The 15,162-nt window shown below is 33.8% G+C and carries 13 protein-coding genes; 12 read left to right on the top strand and 1 reads right to left on the bottom strand.

Annotation, left to right across the window (positions count from 1 at the left end):
- Nucleotides 1–152: 152 nt before the first annotated feature.
- From FDY99_RS01420 to guaA, 11 genes are all read left to right on the top strand, one after another.
- Nucleotides 153–2,306 (top strand): glycoside hydrolase family 97 protein, encoded by a 2,154-nt coding sequence (locus FDY99_RS01420; protein WP_139418777.1) that lies wholly within the window; start codon nt 153–155, stop codon nt 2,304–2,306.
- Between the two features lie 66 nt (nt 2,307–2,372).
- Complete coding sequence (locus FDY99_RS01415; protein ID WP_139418776.1) at nt 2,373–3,368, top strand: bile acid:sodium symporter; 996 nt, start codon at nt 2,373–2,375, stop codon at nt 3,366–3,368.
- Between the two features lie 18 nt (nt 3,369–3,386).
- Entirely contained in the window at nt 3,387–4,439 is a 1,053-nt protein-coding gene (locus FDY99_RS01410) for a succinylglutamate desuccinylase/aspartoacylase family protein (protein ID WP_139418775.1), read from the top strand.
- A gap of 215 nt (nt 4,440–4,654) precedes the next feature.
- Nucleotides 4,655–5,185, top strand: coding sequence for a nuclear transport factor 2 family protein (locus FDY99_RS01405; protein ID WP_139418774.1), 531 nt, complete (start codon nt 4,655–4,657; stop codon nt 5,183–5,185).
- Nucleotides 5,186–5,454: 269 nt separating this feature from the next.
- Complete coding sequence (locus FDY99_RS01400) at nt 5,455–6,183, top strand: pirin family protein (RefSeq protein ID WP_139418773.1); 729 nt, start codon at nt 5,455–5,457, stop codon at nt 6,181–6,183.
- A gap of 136 nt (nt 6,184–6,319) precedes the next feature.
- Nucleotides 6,320–6,871: an NADPH-dependent FMN reductase gene (locus FDY99_RS01395; RefSeq protein WP_074228149.1), complete on the top strand. Its 552-nt coding sequence runs from the start codon at nt 6,320–6,322 to the stop codon at nt 6,869–6,871.
- Between the two features lie 279 nt (nt 6,872–7,150).
- The gene (purM, locus tag FDY99_RS01390) at nt 7,151–8,143 is read left to right on the top strand and encodes a phosphoribosylformylglycinamidine cyclo-ligase (RefSeq protein ID WP_139418772.1); all 993 of its coding nucleotides are present in this window, start codon (nt 7,151–7,153) and stop codon (nt 8,141–8,143) included.
- 81 nt (nt 8,144–8,224) lie between these two features.
- Nucleotides 8,225–8,797, top strand: coding sequence for a phosphoribosylglycinamide formyltransferase (purN, locus tag FDY99_RS01385; RefSeq protein WP_139418771.1), 573 nt, complete (start codon nt 8,225–8,227; stop codon nt 8,795–8,797).
- A 307-nt stretch (nt 8,798–9,104) separates the two neighbouring features.
- On the top strand, nt 9,105–10,619 hold the full coding sequence (gene purH, locus FDY99_RS01380; protein WP_139423747.1) for a bifunctional phosphoribosylaminoimidazolecarboxamide formyltransferase/IMP cyclohydrolase: 1,515 nt from the start codon (nt 9,105–9,107) through the stop codon (nt 10,617–10,619).
- Nucleotides 10,620–10,707: 88 nt separating this feature from the next.
- The gene (gene purD / locus FDY99_RS01375; RefSeq protein WP_074228152.1) at nt 10,708–11,946 is read left to right on the top strand and encodes a phosphoribosylamine--glycine ligase; all 1,239 of its coding nucleotides are present in this window, start codon (nt 10,708–10,710) and stop codon (nt 11,944–11,946) included.
- 156 nt (nt 11,947–12,102) lie between these two features.
- Nucleotides 12,103–13,632 carry a glutamine-hydrolyzing GMP synthase gene (guaA, locus tag FDY99_RS01370; RefSeq protein WP_074228153.1) on the top strand — a complete coding sequence of 510 codons (1,530 nt, stop codon included), beginning with the start codon at nt 12,103–12,105 and terminating at the stop codon, nt 13,630–13,632.
- Between the two features lie 237 nt (nt 13,633–13,869).
- Here guaA and FDY99_RS01365 read toward each other — a convergent pair whose 3' ends face one another.
- The gene (locus tag FDY99_RS01365; protein ID WP_139418770.1) at nt 13,870–14,085 is read right to left on the bottom strand and encodes a hypothetical protein; all 216 of its coding nucleotides are present in this window, start codon (nt 14,083–14,085) and stop codon (nt 13,870–13,872) included.
- 117 nt (nt 14,086–14,202) lie between these two features.
- Between FDY99_RS01365 and pheA the strand changes: the two genes are divergently transcribed.
- A complete protein-coding gene (gene pheA / locus FDY99_RS01360) occupies nt 14,203–15,039 on the top strand; it encodes a prephenate dehydratase (RefSeq protein WP_074228156.1) in 837 nt (278 codons plus the stop codon).
- Nucleotides 15,040–15,162 lie beyond the last annotated feature (123 nt).

The following is a 15,162-nucleotide window of genomic DNA, read 5'->3' as shown; positions in this document are numbered from 1 at the left end:
AGTCTGCAAAGATAAAGATAATCTGCCAAAATTCCCCGATTTAGACGCTATAATATCATGTGTAAATTTTATAGCTAAATAATCTTTATCTGAATTATTGGTAATTGTTGGTTCTAATTTTTTATTTTTAAAGTTTATAAATATTCAATAAAATGAAAATTACAGTTGCTGCGGTTTTATTATCGATGATGTTTGCAGGTGCACAGGCACAATCTCTGAAATCTCCGGACGGAAAATTTGAAATGAATTTTCAGCTCAAAAACGGAGTTCCCTTTTACAATTTAAAATACAACGGATCTACGGTTGTTGAAGATTCAAAATTAGGTTTAAGGCTTTTTAAAGATACTTCGATAAGTTTCGCTTCTGAAATAACTAAAGCGGAAGATGCAAAATTTGATTTGAATAATGACTTTGTTAAAACTTCCGAAAAAAGAGATTCAAAAAACGAAACATGGCAACCCGTTTTAGGTGAAAAGAAAAATTACATCAATCATTATAATGAATTGGCGATTACGCTGAATCAAAATTCTACAGACAGAAGTATTGTCGTAAAGTTTAGACTGTTCAATGACGGCTTAGGTTTTAGATACGAATTTCCACAGCAGAAAAATCTGAATTATTTTATCATCAAAGAAGAAGATACAGAATTTGATTTTCCAACCGACATGAAAGCTTGGTGGATGGTTGCCGATTACGATTCTCAGGAATACAGATATCAGGAAACAAATATTTCAGAAATTCCTACAAGATGGGATAAAGCTTTTGATTCTAATGCTTCACAGAAATTAATTAAAAATGCAGTTCAATCGCCTTTGATGTTAAAAAAGAACGGAAAAGAACCATTGTATATCAATATTGCAGAAGCGGCAGTTCTAAATTATGCAGCTTCACATCTTGAGGTTGATGCTCAGAATTTTAAATTTAAAACGCATCTTACAGCGGATCGACAAGGTGCAAAAGGTTACATTCAGACTCCTTCTGTAACGCCTTGGAGAACTATTATCGTGTCTCCAAAAGCGGAAGAGTTAATGGACTCAAAAATGTTATTTAATCTGAATGAACCTACAAAATACACCGACACTTCTTATATAAAACCTACAAAATATATGGGAGTTTGGTGGGAAATGATTATCGGAAAAGCGCAGTGGGCGTATTCTACAGCAGATAATGTGCATCTTGGAGTAACAGATTTTTCTAAATTAACACCCAACGGAAAACACGCAGCAAATACTACAAGAGTTAAAGAATATATTGATTTTGCCGCTGCAAACGGTTTCGACGGTTTGTTGATCGAAGGCTGGAATATCGGTTGGGAAGACTGGTTCGGTCATTCCAAGGAATATGTTTTTGATTTTTTGACCCCTTATCCGGATTTTGATATTAAAATACTGAATGAATACGCACATTCAAAAGGAATTAAACTAATTATGCATCACGAAACTTCTGGTTCGGCAACGAATTACGAAAGATGGGCAGATAAGGCTTTTCAGTTAATGAATAAATACGGTTATACTTCTGTGAAAACGGGTTATGTAGGCGATATTATTCCGAGAGGAGAGCATCATTATTCGCAATGGACGATCAATCATTATTACAGAATTGTAGAAAAAGCGAATGATTATAAAATCATGGTCAATTCTCACGAATCGGTTCGTCCGGGTGGAGAAAGCCGTACTTATCCAAATTATATTTCAGCAGAAGCAGCTCGTGGAACAGAATATGAAGCTTTCGCAGGAAATAATCCTGATCACCAAACAATTCTTCCGTTTACAAGATGGATGGGTGGTTCGATGGATTATACGCCAGGAATTTTTCAAACTAAATTAGATTATTATTTTCCGGGAGATAAACGTTTTGTGAAAACTACTTTAGCAAAACAATTGGCGCTCTATGTTACGATGTATATGCCACTTCAAATGGCTGCAGATTTGCCTGAAAACTATGCAAAACACATGGATGCCTTTCAGTTTATCAAAGATGTTGCAGCAGATTGGGATGATACGAAAATTCTTTCAGCAGAACCGGGAGATCATGTGATCACAGCGAGAAAAGCAAAAGGCACAGAAAACTGGTTTGTAGGCGGAATTACCGATGAAAATAAGCGAGAATATACCGTAGATTTTTCATTTTTAGATAAAGGAAAAAAATACGAAGCAACCATTTATGAAGATGGAAAAGATGCTGATTATATCGATAATCCTCAAAGTTATAACATCTACAAAAAGCAGATTACGAGTAAATCTAAAATAAATTTTAAAATGGCTCGAAGCGGTGGTTTTGCTGTTTCCATAAAGCCTGTAAAATAAATAATTTGTAATTTTAGAATCCTTAAAGCTAAAAACTTTAAGGATTTTTATTTTAAATGATATTGAATGAAGCTGATGACTAAAATTTTCACCAAGCAAAATACTTTTCTTTTTTTATTGGTTGCGATGGTTTTAATGGCGAAACTGATTCCCTTTAAAGGATCTTACAACCAGTTTTTTAATCTTTCAGGATTTATCGATTGGGGAATTGCCGGGATTTTTCTTTTATATGGTTTAAAATTAAATCTGAAAGAAGTAGTAAAAGATGTTTCCAATTGGAAATTACATTTACTGATTCAGTCAGGCACTTTTATTATTTTTCCTTTACTGGTCTTAATTTTTTATCCATTTGTAAAAGATTCTCAATATTATAATATTTGGCTTTCCGTATTTTTTCTTGCAAGTTTACCGTCAACCGTTTCTTCATCGGTTGTGATGGTTTCTATTGCAAAAGGAAACGTAACTTCAGCGATTTTTAATGCTTCCATTTCAGGAGTTATCGGGATTGTGATGACTCCGCTTTTGATGAGTTTTTTCCTGACTTCGAATGGAGAAGGTGGAAATCAAATCGAGATTATCGAACAGTTATTACTAAAAGTTTTACTTCCGATTATTTTAGGGATTTTGCTGAATCCTTTTTTCAAAAAGTGGGTGACAAAATATTCAAGTATCATCGCAGAATTTGACCGACTGATTATTTTATTGATCGTGTATGAAAGCTTTTCGAGTGCATTTATTGAAAGTATTTTTGCTTCAGTTCCTTCAGTGGTGTTTGTAATTTTGGCGTTGAGTGTGGTTTTTCTGTTCTTTTCAGTCTATGAGATCCTTAAATTTTTGGCTAAAAAAATGAATTTTAAACCTAAAGAAATTATCACTGCTACTTTTTGCGGATCAAAAAAATCTTTGGTTCACGGAAGTTTGTTCCTGCTTGTTTTAGGAATTCCGGATGAGCAAAAAGTTTTATTTTTACTTCCTATAATGGTTTATCACAGTTTTCAATTGTTCTACGTAAGTTGGTTGGCAAACAGAATTGCAAAACGAATGGAAATTACAGCATCTTAAATTTAATGATATTTAAAAATGATAAAATTGATCTTCAAAACGATTGTGTTATCAGCTTTTGTTTCTTTTACAATGTTGAAATCTCAATCAGTAAAGGAAATTTTAAAGCAAAATGGTTCTTTCAGAAAAGACACAATATTTTCTGTTAAAAGTGATTCAAAGGAAACTTATTTACCGGTTACGATTATTAAAGGAAAAGAAAATGGTCCGGTTTTCACTATTGTTGCAGGAATTCATGGCTACGAATATCCACCAATTATTGCTGTTCAGGAATTATTAAAAGAAATAAAACCTGAAAATATAAAAGGAAGTTTAATTATTATTCCGATCGCAAATGTTGAATCTTTTCAAAAAAGGACTCCTTTTGTAAATCCTTTAGACCAGAAAAATTTAAATACCGCTTTTCCGGGCTTAGAAAAAGGAAGTTCAACCGAGCAGATCGCACACTTGATCACGAAAGAAATTATTCCGAATTCAACATTTTTTTTAGATATTCATGGTGGTGATGCTAATGAAGATTTACTGTCTTTTGTCTGCTATTACGACAGAAAAGATACAGCTGAAAACACTAAAAAAACTCACGATTTATCTGTAAAATCAGGAATTCAATATGTTGTTTCTTATCCTTACACTTTAACTCCGACCGAACCTGCGAAATATGCTTTCAAAGAAGCTACACAACAGGGAATTATAGCTTTGAGTATTGAAGCCGGAAAACTGGGAACTGTACAGAAAGACAATGTACATTTGATTAAAACTGCGGTTTACAACATGCTTGAAAATTCGGGAAATTATGTGACTGGAAAATCAAAAACGGTCAATCAAAAGCAAACTGTTCTTTTAAACCAGCAAGATTATATAAGAGTGCCGGAAGATGGAATTTTTTATAGTGAACTGAAAAGTGGAGATAAAGTAAAAAAGAATCAAATTTTAGGCTATATTACAGACAAATTTGGAAATAAAAAACACGATATCGTTTCACAAACCACCGGAATTATTTTGTACAAAGTAGGAACTCCGCCGGTAAATAAAGGTGAAACTCTTTTTTGTATCGGATATTTTAGGAAATGACATATTTTTAACCGCAAAAGCGACAAAAGATTTTATAACGGAATAAGCTGATCAAAAGTTAGCAAAACAATAATAAATGAAAATTTTACATTTTGAATACTTTTGGTTTTCTCTTTTTTCAATTATTTCTTTTGATTCTTTTGCGGTAAAAAAAGTATTAAATTTTTTATCATGGACTAAACCGTATATAATGAATAAAATATAAATCTATTATAATGAAAAAAACAAAACTTTTCTTTGCTTTAGCAATCTTTCTATTTGCTTTTTCAAGCTTTTCAGCACAATCTAAAGATGCTAAATTTGAAAAAGAAAAAAAAGAAATCTCAAAAATGCTTGATGATTTCAATGTTGCTGCAGCCAACGCAGAATTTGAAAAATACTTCAGTTTTTTTGCTGATGAATCTACATTTATCGGAACCGACGCAACAGAAATCTGGAATAAGCAAGAATTTAAAACTTGGGCAAAACCGCATTTCGACAAGAAAAAAACATGGAATTTTACTTCCGTGAAAAGAAATATCTATTTCAGTAAAGATGGAAATTTCGCTTGGTTTGACGAATTATTGGATACTCAAATGAAAATCTGCCGTGGCTCAGGAGTTTTAGAAAAAATAAACGGAGCCTGGAAAGTAAAACAATATGTACTTTCAATGACAGTTCCAAATGACGTTGTCGATAAAGTGGTTGCCGAAAAATCTGCAATGGAAGATGATATTTTAACGGAACTGAAAAACAATAAAAAATAAATTATTTAACGATATAAAATCAATAATTTCATCAATAGGAGCGGACTTTAGTCCGCTTTTTATGTTTTTAAGAAAATGGCTTTAGCCAAAGCTTATGATAAATGTGTAGCAGTAAAATTCACTTCGAAGAAAATTGACGATTCACGATTTGTAATTCACATAAAATCCTTTCTTATCCTACGTCAACAATTCCGGAAACTGCAAGCTGTACATTTGTATCATAATTAAAAGCAATTATAATAATTAGATAACAAATAAATAATAAAAATATGAAAACAGTTTATCACAAAGCAGATTCAAGAGGTCACGCAAACCATGGTTGGTTAAATTCTTATCACACATTCAGCTTTGCAGGTTACCAAAATCCTGAAAGAACCCATTTCGGAGTTTTAAGAGTGTTGAATGACGACACCGTTTCTCAGGGAATGGGTTTCGGAACACATCCACACAAAGACATGGAAATTATTTCTATTCCTTTGGAAGGAGATTTGGAACATAAAGATTCTATGGGAACAACTGCAGTAATCAAAAAAGGAGAAATTCAGGTAATGAGCGCAGGAACGGGAGTTCAACACAGCGAATATAACAAAAATAAAGACGAAGCCGTAAAATTCTTACAAATCTGGGTTTTCCCCAGAGAAGTTGGCGTTGAGCCAAGATACGATCAGATAAGTATTGCAGACGGAGAAAAAAACAACGGATTCCAACAGATTTTATCACCGAATAGAAACGATGCCGGAGTTTGGATCCATCAGGATGCATGGTTCAATTTGGCTAAATTTACCAAAGGAAACGGTAAAAACTATATGCTCAATAAAAAAGGAAATGGCGTTTACGCTTTTGTTTTAAAAGGAAGTGCAAAAGTAGGCGATAGAGTTTTAGGTGAAAGAGACGGTTTAGGAATCTGGGATACCCAAAGTTTCAACATCGAAGCAACAGAAGACACTGAAATCCTTTTAATGGAAGTTCCTATGGAATTACCCTCTTATTTAAAATAATTAAAATATTTTTGCCGAATAAAAATTCCCCTCCTTTGGAGGGGTGGCGAAAATTCGAAAGAATTTTTGACGGGGTGGTTTAAATTTAAATACTACTTCAATAATAAATTAAAACTTAGACAAATTTAAATATACAATGAAAATCTTAGCAGTAGCAGGAAGTAATTCCGAAACATCAATCAATAAATTATTAGTTTCTTACGCAGCTTCATTAATCGAAAATGCAGAAGTGGAAATCGTAGATATGAATGATTTTGAAATGCCGATCTACAAACATCAGCGTGAAGTAGAAAGCGGAGTTCCTCAGGAAGCAAAAAACTTTGCAGAAAAAATTGATGCTGCAGATATTCTTTTAGTTTCTTTGTCGGAGCACAACGGAACATATTCCACTGCATTTAAAAATGTTTTCGATTGGACTTCAAGAATTAAAGACAGAGCGGTTTGGAACGAAAAACCAATGTTGTTAATGGCTACAGCTCCTGGTGGAAGAGGTGGTTTGGGAGTTTTGGAAGCTGCAGAAAAGCGCTTTCCGTTACATGGAGGGAATATTATTGATACTTTCACGCTTCCATTCTTTAATGATAACTTCGATAAAGAAAATAAAAAAGTTTCTAACATCGATAAAAACAGTGAGTTACAAGAGAAATTAAATAAGATTTCTGCTGTTGAAATAATCTTAGAAAAATAGCATTTGAAAATTAATATAAAATTAATATCTTTGCAAAAAGAAAAAGTAATGAAAATTCAGACCACTTTTAAAGAATGTTTCTCCGAAAAAGGGAAAATTGTGGACTCTGAAATTCTGAAATAAAATAACGGCCGATAATCTACCAAGATTGTCGGCTTTTTTGTTTTCTAAATTTGAATAAAAAGTAAAAATAAAATGTACCAATTTATCAATGTAACAGTTTACCAATTTTAAACCATTGTTACATTATTACATTGATACATTGCTAAATTATTAAACATGAGCAACACGTACAAATCTGCAGGAGTAGACAAAGAAGAAGGTTACAAAACCGTTGACAAGATCAAAAAAGCGGTGGGTGAAACTCACAATTCTAATGTTTTGAATCATTTGGGAAGTTTTGGAGCTTTCTACGAGATTGGAGGTTACAAAAATCCTGTGTTGGTTTCTGGAACAGATGGAGTGGGAACGAAGCTTAAAGTGGCTTTAGACTCAAAAAAATACGATTCTATCGGGGTTGACTGTTTCGCAATGTGTGCCAATGATATTCTTTGTCACGGTGCAAAACCATTGTTCTTCCTTGATTATTTAGCTTGCGGAAAATTAGATTCCGAAATTGCTGCAGAGATCGTTTTAGGAATGGTAGAAGCGTGTAAAGACAACAACTGTGCGCTTATCGGTGGTGAAACTGCTGAAATGCCGGGAATGTACAAACCGGGAGACTACGATGTTGCAGGATTTTGTGTAGGAATTGTTGAAAAAGACCAGATTATTGACGGTTCAAAAATCAAAACGGGAGATAAAATCATTGCTTTGCCAAGTTCAGGTTTCCATTCAAACGGATTTTCTTTGGTAAGAAAAGTTTTCCCTGATTTTAATGAAGAATTTGAAGGGAAACCTTTGTACGAAACACTTTTGGTTCCTACAAAACTATATTATAAAGATATTCATAAAGTAATCGAAGAAGTAAAAGTTGCAGGTATCGCTCACATTACAGGCGGTGGTTTGTACGAAAATATCCCAAGAATTATTGGTGATGGTTTGTGTGCTTCTATTGATGCTTCAAAAATTCAGATTCCAAGCGTTATGTTGGAACTGGAAAAAAGAGGTGGTGTAGCTCGCGAAGAAATGTTCGGAACTTTCAATATGGGAGTTGGGATGATTATCGTTGTTGATGCAGACCATGCAGAAAAAGTTTTACACCTTCTTGATGACGCTTACGAAATTGGAGAAATTACTGCAGGAAGCGAAAAGATAAATCTATCATTTTAATGTATCAATATAACAACGTAACAATTTACCAATTTGAAGACATTGTTACATTGTTAAACTGATACATTGTTACATTAATTTATGAAAAACTTAGTTATACTCGTTTCAGGTTCAGGAACCAATCTTCAGCGAATTATCGACACTATTGATAGCGGAGAAATCCAAAATGCAAAAGTATCTTTGGTAGTTGCCGACAGAGAATGTTTTGGATTGGAAAGAGCAAAAAATCATAATATAGAAAACGTTCTGATTCCAAGAGGAAAAAACTTCAGCAGCGAATTGAGTAAAATCATTCCCGAAAATACAGATCTTATTGTATTAGCTGGTTTTTTATCAATTTTAAAACCTGAGTTTTGTGAAAACTGGGGTGGTAAGATAATCAATATTCATCCTGCTTTGCTTCCAAAATTTGGAGGAAAAGGAATGTGGGGACATCATGTTCACAATGCGGTGATTGAAGCTAAAGAAAAAGAAAGCGGAGCAACCGTACATTTTGTAACTCCAGGAATTGACGAAGGAGAAGCGATTCTTCAAAAATCATTCGAAGTTACAGAAAACGACACTCCAGAAACTGTTGCAGAAAAAGTTCACAAAATTGAATATGAAATTTTTCCAATAGCGATAAATAAAGTATTGAATAATGTACCAATCTAGTAATCTAACAATTTACCAATTAAAAGAATTGTTAGATTGGTAAACTGATACATTGTTATATTAAATATAAAAGACACACTTAGATTGATAAAAAAATATTTCGAAAAAGTAAAGAATCTAAGTAAAAGTAAGATCGGAGGTGAAAGAACCGGTCTACAGTTTGAAATAACTGTAAAAAGTAAAAATTGAAAAGTCCCGAAAAAGGACAATTTAACCAAGTGTAGGACAAAATCCTATGCTAAAAATGAAAGTAAAAATGAGTGAAAATCGCAGTCTTGCGGTTTTCGCTTGCAAAAATGAAAAATCTATGAGCAAGAGAGTTTTGATCAGTGTTTCTGACAAAAGCGGATTAACAGAATTCGCACAGTTTTTGGAATCCCAAAATTATGAATTGATTTCTACAGGCGGGACATTCAAACATTTGAAAGAGGCTGGTTTAAATCCAATTCAGATTGATGAAGTAACCGATTTTCCTGAAATGTTGGATGGAAGAGTGAAAACTTTACACCCAAAAGTTCACGGTGGTTTATTGGCGGTTCGTTCAAACGAAGAACACATGAAAACCGTTCAGGAGCACGGAATTGGCTTGATCGACATGGTAATCGTAAATCTTTACCCTTTCTTTGAGAATGTAAATAAAGACATTGCTCTTCACGAAAAAGTAGAATTTATCGACATCGGAGGTCCTTCAATGCTTCGTTCTGCAGCTAAAAACTTTGATTCTGTAACGGTACTTACTGACGTTGAAGATTACGCAAAAGTAAGAATCGAAATGGAACAAAACGGTGACACTTACATCGAAACTCGTAAAAAATTAGCAGGAAAAGTATTCAATTTGACTTCAGCTTATGATGCAGCAATTTCAAGAATGCTTTTAGATGAAGAATATCCAACTTATTTAAGTGCTTCTTACAAAAAAGTTGCTGACCTTAGATATGGTGAAAATCCTCATCAAACTGCTGCTTATTATGCTTCTACTTTCGAAAATGGAGCAATGAAAGATTTCGAACAATTGGGAGGTAAAGAATTGTCTTTCAATAATCTTCGTGATATGGATCTTTGCTGGAAAGTAGTTACAGAATTTAAAGAAGAAATGGCTTGTTGTGCTGTAAAGCATTCTACACCTTGTGGAGTTGCTATCGGAACTTCGGCTTTAGAAACTTATGCAAAAACTTTCGAATGTGATCCTGTTTCTATCTTTGGCGGAATTGTTGCAATGAACTACAAAATCGACGCAGCAACAGCTGAAGAATTAAACAAAACATTCCTTGAGATTGTAATGGCTCCGGATTTTGATGAAGAAGCTTTGGAAGTTTTAAGAAAAAAGAAAAATTTAAGAATTATAAAAATCGTAAACCCTGTTTCTGACAAACAAACTTGGGTGAAGGTTGATGGTGGAATTTTAGTTCAGGACAACGACAGTATTTTCTCTGATGATATTAAAGTAGTTACTGAAACCCAGCCTACAGAAGAGCAGAAGAAAGCATTATTATTCTCTCAGAGAGTGGTAAAATATGTGAAATCTAACGCGATTGTAGTTTCTAACGGAATTCAGGCTTTCGGAATCGGAAGCGGACAAGTTAACAGAATCTGGGCAACTCAACAAGCAATTGAAAGAGCAAAAGAAAAATTCTCAGGAGACTTAGTTTTAGCTTCTGATGCGTTTTTCCCTTTCCGTGATGTGGTAGATTTCTGCGCTCAGGAAGGTATTACGGCAATTATTCAGCCGGGGGGAAGTGTAAAAGACCAAGACAGCATCGAAGCGGCAAATGAGCACAAGATTCCGATGATGTTTACTGGAATTAGACATTTTTTCCATTAATTAAAATAGAATTAAAAAATAATTTGAGATTGTATTTATAGCATTCAAAATTATATATTTGTAAAATAGACTAGATAATAAATAAAGTATGAGAATATTAATCATAGGTGAAGGTGGAAGAGAATCTGCTTTGGCAGCAAAACTTCAGAAGGATTCTAGAGTGAGTCATATGTTTTTCGCCAACGGAAATGCAACTACTGGTGCGATAGGAAAAAATGTTCATTTATCAGAGATTAAAGAACTTAGAGATTTTGCAATTAAGGAAAAAGTAGATCTTACGATTGTAGGACCAGAAGCTCCTTTAGTAGCTGGTTTGAAGGATGAATTTAAGAAGCATGGTCTTAAAGTTTTCGGTCCGAATCAGAAAGTAGCAAGTCTTGAAGGAAGTAAGGCTTTCTCTAAGAAATTTATGCAGACCTATGATATCAAAACTGCAAAAGCGGTAGTGTTTGATTCTTATCCTGAAGCTAAAGAATATGTTCAGAATCAGGAATATCCTTTAGTGGTAAAAGCAAGTGGTCTTGCTGGTGGAAAAGGAGTTGTAATCTGCGAAACTTTGGAAGAAGCAGAAGCTACGATTCACGATTTTATGATCAGAAGAATCTATGGCGATGCAGGAATTCGTTTGGTTATCGAAGAATATTTAGTCGGTTTTGAAGCGTCAATTATTGCATTCTCAAATGGTGAAAAAATATATCCATGTATTGCTGCTAAAGATTACAAAAAAGTAGGAAACGGTGATACTGGTCCAAATACAGGAGGAATGGGTTCTGTGGCTCCAAGCCCTGAATTCACTGAAGTACATTATGTTGATTTCGAAAATAATATTTTGAATCCTACTGTAAAAGGTCTTAAAGCTGAAGGTTTCACTTTCAAAGGAATGATTTTCTTTGGATTAATGATTACTAAAAACGGAACTTACTTATTAGAGTACAACATGAGATTCGGTGATCCGGAAACTCAGGTTTTGATGGCATTAATGGAAAATAATCTGTTGGATGTTATCAACGACTGTATGGAAGGTAAAGAAATTGAACTTAAATTTAAAGACGAAAAAGCAGTTTGTCTTGTAATGTGTTCAGGAGGTTATCCTAGAAATATCGAAACCGGCTTTGAAATCACTGGTGAAGAAAAAGTAAGACACAGTCAGCTTTTATATGCAGGAGCAATCAAAAAAGGAGATAAAGTAGTTTCTAACGGTGGTAGAGTTTTAAATATCGTTGCAACAGGCGCTACTTACGAAGATGCCCGCAAAAAAGTTTACGAAGACGCAAGTCATGTACATTTCGATTATGGCTTCTACAGAGAAGACATCGGAAAGTTTTAATAAAATCATGAAAAAAGATTTGGAGCTATTCCAAGTCTTTTTTTGTAAAGCAATTTATATTGAGAAGTTAGAAATTAGAGCTTAGAAATTAGTTTTATTTTACAGTTTAGCCTAAACTTTTCATCATTTATCAATCATCATTTATCAATTATAAAAATGAACAACGGTATTATCATATTAGATTTCGGATCTCAGTACAACCAGCTTATCGGAAGAAGAATCCGTGAGATGGGGGTTTATTCCGAAATTTTACCTTTCAATACACCATTAGAAACAATTTTAGAAAAACAACCGAGAGGAATTATCCTTTCTGGAGGTCCAAGTTCTGTAAATGCAGAAAATGCACACTTAGTTGAAAAAGAATTGTACGAACAAGGAATTCCTGTTTTGGGAATTTGCTACGGAATGCAGTTAACAGCACATCTTTTAGGCGGAAAAGTACATAAAGGTGTAAAAGGTGAGTACGGAAAAGCACATTTGGAAATTGTAAAAGAATCTTCTTTATTGAAAGGGGTTACCAACGATTCTATTGTTTGGATGAGCCACTTTGACGAAGTGGGAGAATTACCTGCAGGTTTTGAATTAAATGCAAAATCTGGCGTAATTGCTTCAATTTCTAATGAAGATAAAAAAATCTATTGTGTACAGTTTCACCCGGAAGTTTCTCACACAGAAGAAGGTGGAAAAATGTTAGAAAACTTTGTTTTCTCAATCTGTAATGCAGAGAAAAACTGGAAACTGACCAATTATATCGACAAAACAGTTGCAGAAATTAAAGAAAGAGTAGGAGATCAGAAAGTAATTCTTGGTCTTTCAGGTGGAGTAGATTCTTCTGTTGCTGCAGTGTTAATTCACAAAGCGATTGGTGATCAATTGACTTGTATCTTCGTGGATACAGGATTATTGAGAAAAGATGAAGATGTAAAAGTAATGCAGAATTACGGAGAGCATTTCCATATGAATATTAAGCTTGTTGATGCTAAAGAAAGATTTTTATCTAAATTAGCTGGAGTTGATGATCCTGAAGCTAAAAGAAAAATTATCGGGAACGAGTTTATTCACGTTTTCGACGAAGAATCTCATAAAATTGAAGGGGCTAAATTCTTAGCTCAGGGAACAATTTATCCTGACGTAATTGAAAGTCAGTCTGTAAATGGTCCTTCTGCAGTAATCAAATCTCATCACAATGTTGGTGGACTTCCGGAAGATATGGAGTTTGAATTATTGGAGCCTTTAAGAGAATTATTCAAAGACGAAGTAAGAAAAGTAGGTGAAGAATTGGGTATTCCTCATCATTTGGTACACAGACATCCTTTCCCTGGTCCTGGTTTAGGAATCAGAATTTTAGGTGCTGTAGATGCTGAAAAAGTGAAAATCCTTCAGGAAGCGGATGATATTTTCATCGAAGAATTGTACAAAAACGATTTGTATGAGAAAGTTTCTCAGGCTTTTGTGGTGCTTCTTCCTGTAAAATCTGTAGGAGTAATGGGTGACGAAAGAACTTACGAATACACTGCGGTTGTTCGTTCTGCAAACACAATCGACTTTATGACGGCAACGTGGAGCAGACTTCCTTATGAGTTTTTAGATACTGTTTCTAGCAGAATTATCAACGAAGTAAGAGGGATCAACAGAGTAGCTTACGATATTTCAAGCAAACCGCCTGCAACAATCGAGTGGGAATAATTTTGACTTGAATTTTTAAAAAGAAAATCCTGCCTTTTTTGGCGGGATTTTCTTTTTAAAGCATTTGAATTTTATTTGTAGCTTTTCCTGCTTTCCGCTGTATCTTTTTGGTTGCGGTCTTCACTTCGCTCCGCCTTCAACCAAAAAGGATGTCGCTACAATCAGGGCTAGATTTGTAGTCGTTGACTTAAATTTTTGAAAAAATCACAAACATTTGTTATTCTGTAGGAATCTAACTTAATTATTTTTCGATTGATAAAGTTCCTCTAAAAACTTTACAGCTTCCTTTCCTAACTCACTTTTTTCCAAGCAAGAACGATGAAATCCTGAATCATTAAAAATATAAAATTTATTATTTTTTAATAAAGGAGGAAATAACAAAATATCTTCTCCTTCGTTTAAAGTTTGATTACAAATAGTGCATTCACTTTGATTTAAAAAAATTATTGCCATTTCTAAATAATTTTTTGATTAATGGTTTGAGATAAAGATTTGCTAAAAATACTATTTTAAAAATAATGCAAATTTTGAATAGTATCAATTTGAGATAATATTTTCTACATTTGTCTTATGAAAATAGCATACCTCGGTCCACAAGCCAGTTTCACACAATTAGCAGCGTCTCAGATTTTCCCGAATGAAGAATTAGTTCCTCAGTCGAGTATTTTGGATTGTTTTAACGCAGTGAAAAATAATGAAGTAGATAAAGCCGTAGTTCCATTAGAAAACTCTATTGAAGGAACAGTTTCGATGACCCTCGATTATCTCTATGATTTTGAGGTTTTTATTGAAACCGAATTGGTGATGCCAATTGCGCATCATTTGATGATTCATCCCAATAACGAAACTTTTGAGAAAGTGATTTCTCATCCTCAAGCTTTGGCGCAGACTTTTCATTTCAGATACGAAAATTTTAAAGATATTCCTTCACAGGATTTCAGTTCTACAGCAGCTTCAGCAAAGCTGGTTTCTGAAAACCCTCAGGAAAAATGGGCAGCAGTTGCCAACCGATATTCTGCAAAACTGTATGGCTTAAAAATTATTCATGAAAATATTCAGGATTTTGAGCAGAATCACACCAAGTTTATTGTGATCTCAAAAACAAAATCTGCTTTAGATATTCCTTTACCCAGAACTTCAGAAAAAACGTCTTTAATCATTACGCTTCCCGAAGATCATGCAGGAGGTCTTCATCAGGTGCTTTCAGTTTTTGCTTGGCGAAAAATGAATCTCTCTAAAATCGAAAGCAGAACACTGAAAACAGGTTTGGGAAATTATTTTTTCTTCATCAATGTAGCAAGTGAATGGCACAATGTTCTGTCTCAAAATGCAATCGATGAGATTATTTCATTAGGTTCTAATGTGAAATTTTTAGGACATTATAATGAATATGTTTTTGAAGAATAGATTTTTTAAATCCTTAATTTGAATGTTATTTAAGCTTACAACTTAATATTTAGGTGAAATAAATTTGTCTGTTAGAGAGATTAATTCATATAATTTTAAACTATTTTCTTTGAATTAAGATTT

The organism is Chryseobacterium mulctrae (assembly GCF_006175945.1).
Lineage (GTDB): Bacteria > Bacteroidota > Bacteroidia > Flavobacteriales > Weeksellaceae > Chryseobacterium > Chryseobacterium mulctrae.
The sequence above is the reverse complement of the archived record's forward strand: the minus strand, read 5'-3'. Positions and strand labels throughout refer to the sequence as shown.

Coding starts and splice junctions, on each gene's coding strand:
- FDY99_RS01420 (WP_139418777.1), top strand. CDS start 153: ATGAAAATTACAGTTGCTGCGGTTTTATTATCGATGATGTTTGCAGGT.
- FDY99_RS01415 (WP_139418776.1), top strand. CDS start 2,373: ATGAAGCTGATGACTAAAATTTTCACCAAGCAAAATACTTTTCTTTTT.
- FDY99_RS01410 (WP_139418775.1), top strand. CDS start 3,387: ATGATAAAATTGATCTTCAAAACGATTGTGTTATCAGCTTTTGTTTCT.
- FDY99_RS01405 (WP_139418774.1), top strand. CDS start 4,655: ATGAAAAAAACAAAACTTTTCTTTGCTTTAGCAATCTTTCTATTTGCT.
- FDY99_RS01400 (WP_139418773.1), top strand. CDS start 5,455: ATGAAAACAGTTTATCACAAAGCAGATTCAAGAGGTCACGCAAACCAT.
- FDY99_RS01395 (WP_074228149.1), top strand. CDS start 6,320: ATGAAAATCTTAGCAGTAGCAGGAAGTAATTCCGAAACATCAATCAAT.
- purM (WP_139418772.1), top strand. CDS start 7,151: ATGAGCAACACGTACAAATCTGCAGGAGTAGACAAAGAAGAAGGTTAC.
- purN (WP_139418771.1), top strand. CDS start 8,225: ATGAAAAACTTAGTTATACTCGTTTCAGGTTCAGGAACCAATCTTCAG.
- purH (WP_139423747.1), top strand. CDS start 9,105: ATGAGCAAGAGAGTTTTGATCAGTGTTTCTGACAAAAGCGGATTAACA.
- purD (WP_074228152.1), top strand. CDS start 10,708: ATGAGAATATTAATCATAGGTGAAGGTGGAAGAGAATCTGCTTTGGCA.
- guaA (WP_074228153.1), top strand. CDS start 12,103: ATGAACAACGGTATTATCATATTAGATTTCGGATCTCAGTACAACCAG.
- FDY99_RS01365 (WP_139418770.1), bottom strand. CDS start 14,085: ATGGCAATAATTTTTTTAAATCAAAGTGAATGCACTATTTGTAATCAA.
- pheA (WP_074228156.1), top strand. CDS start 14,203: ATGAAAATAGCATACCTCGGTCCACAAGCCAGTTTCACACAATTAGCA.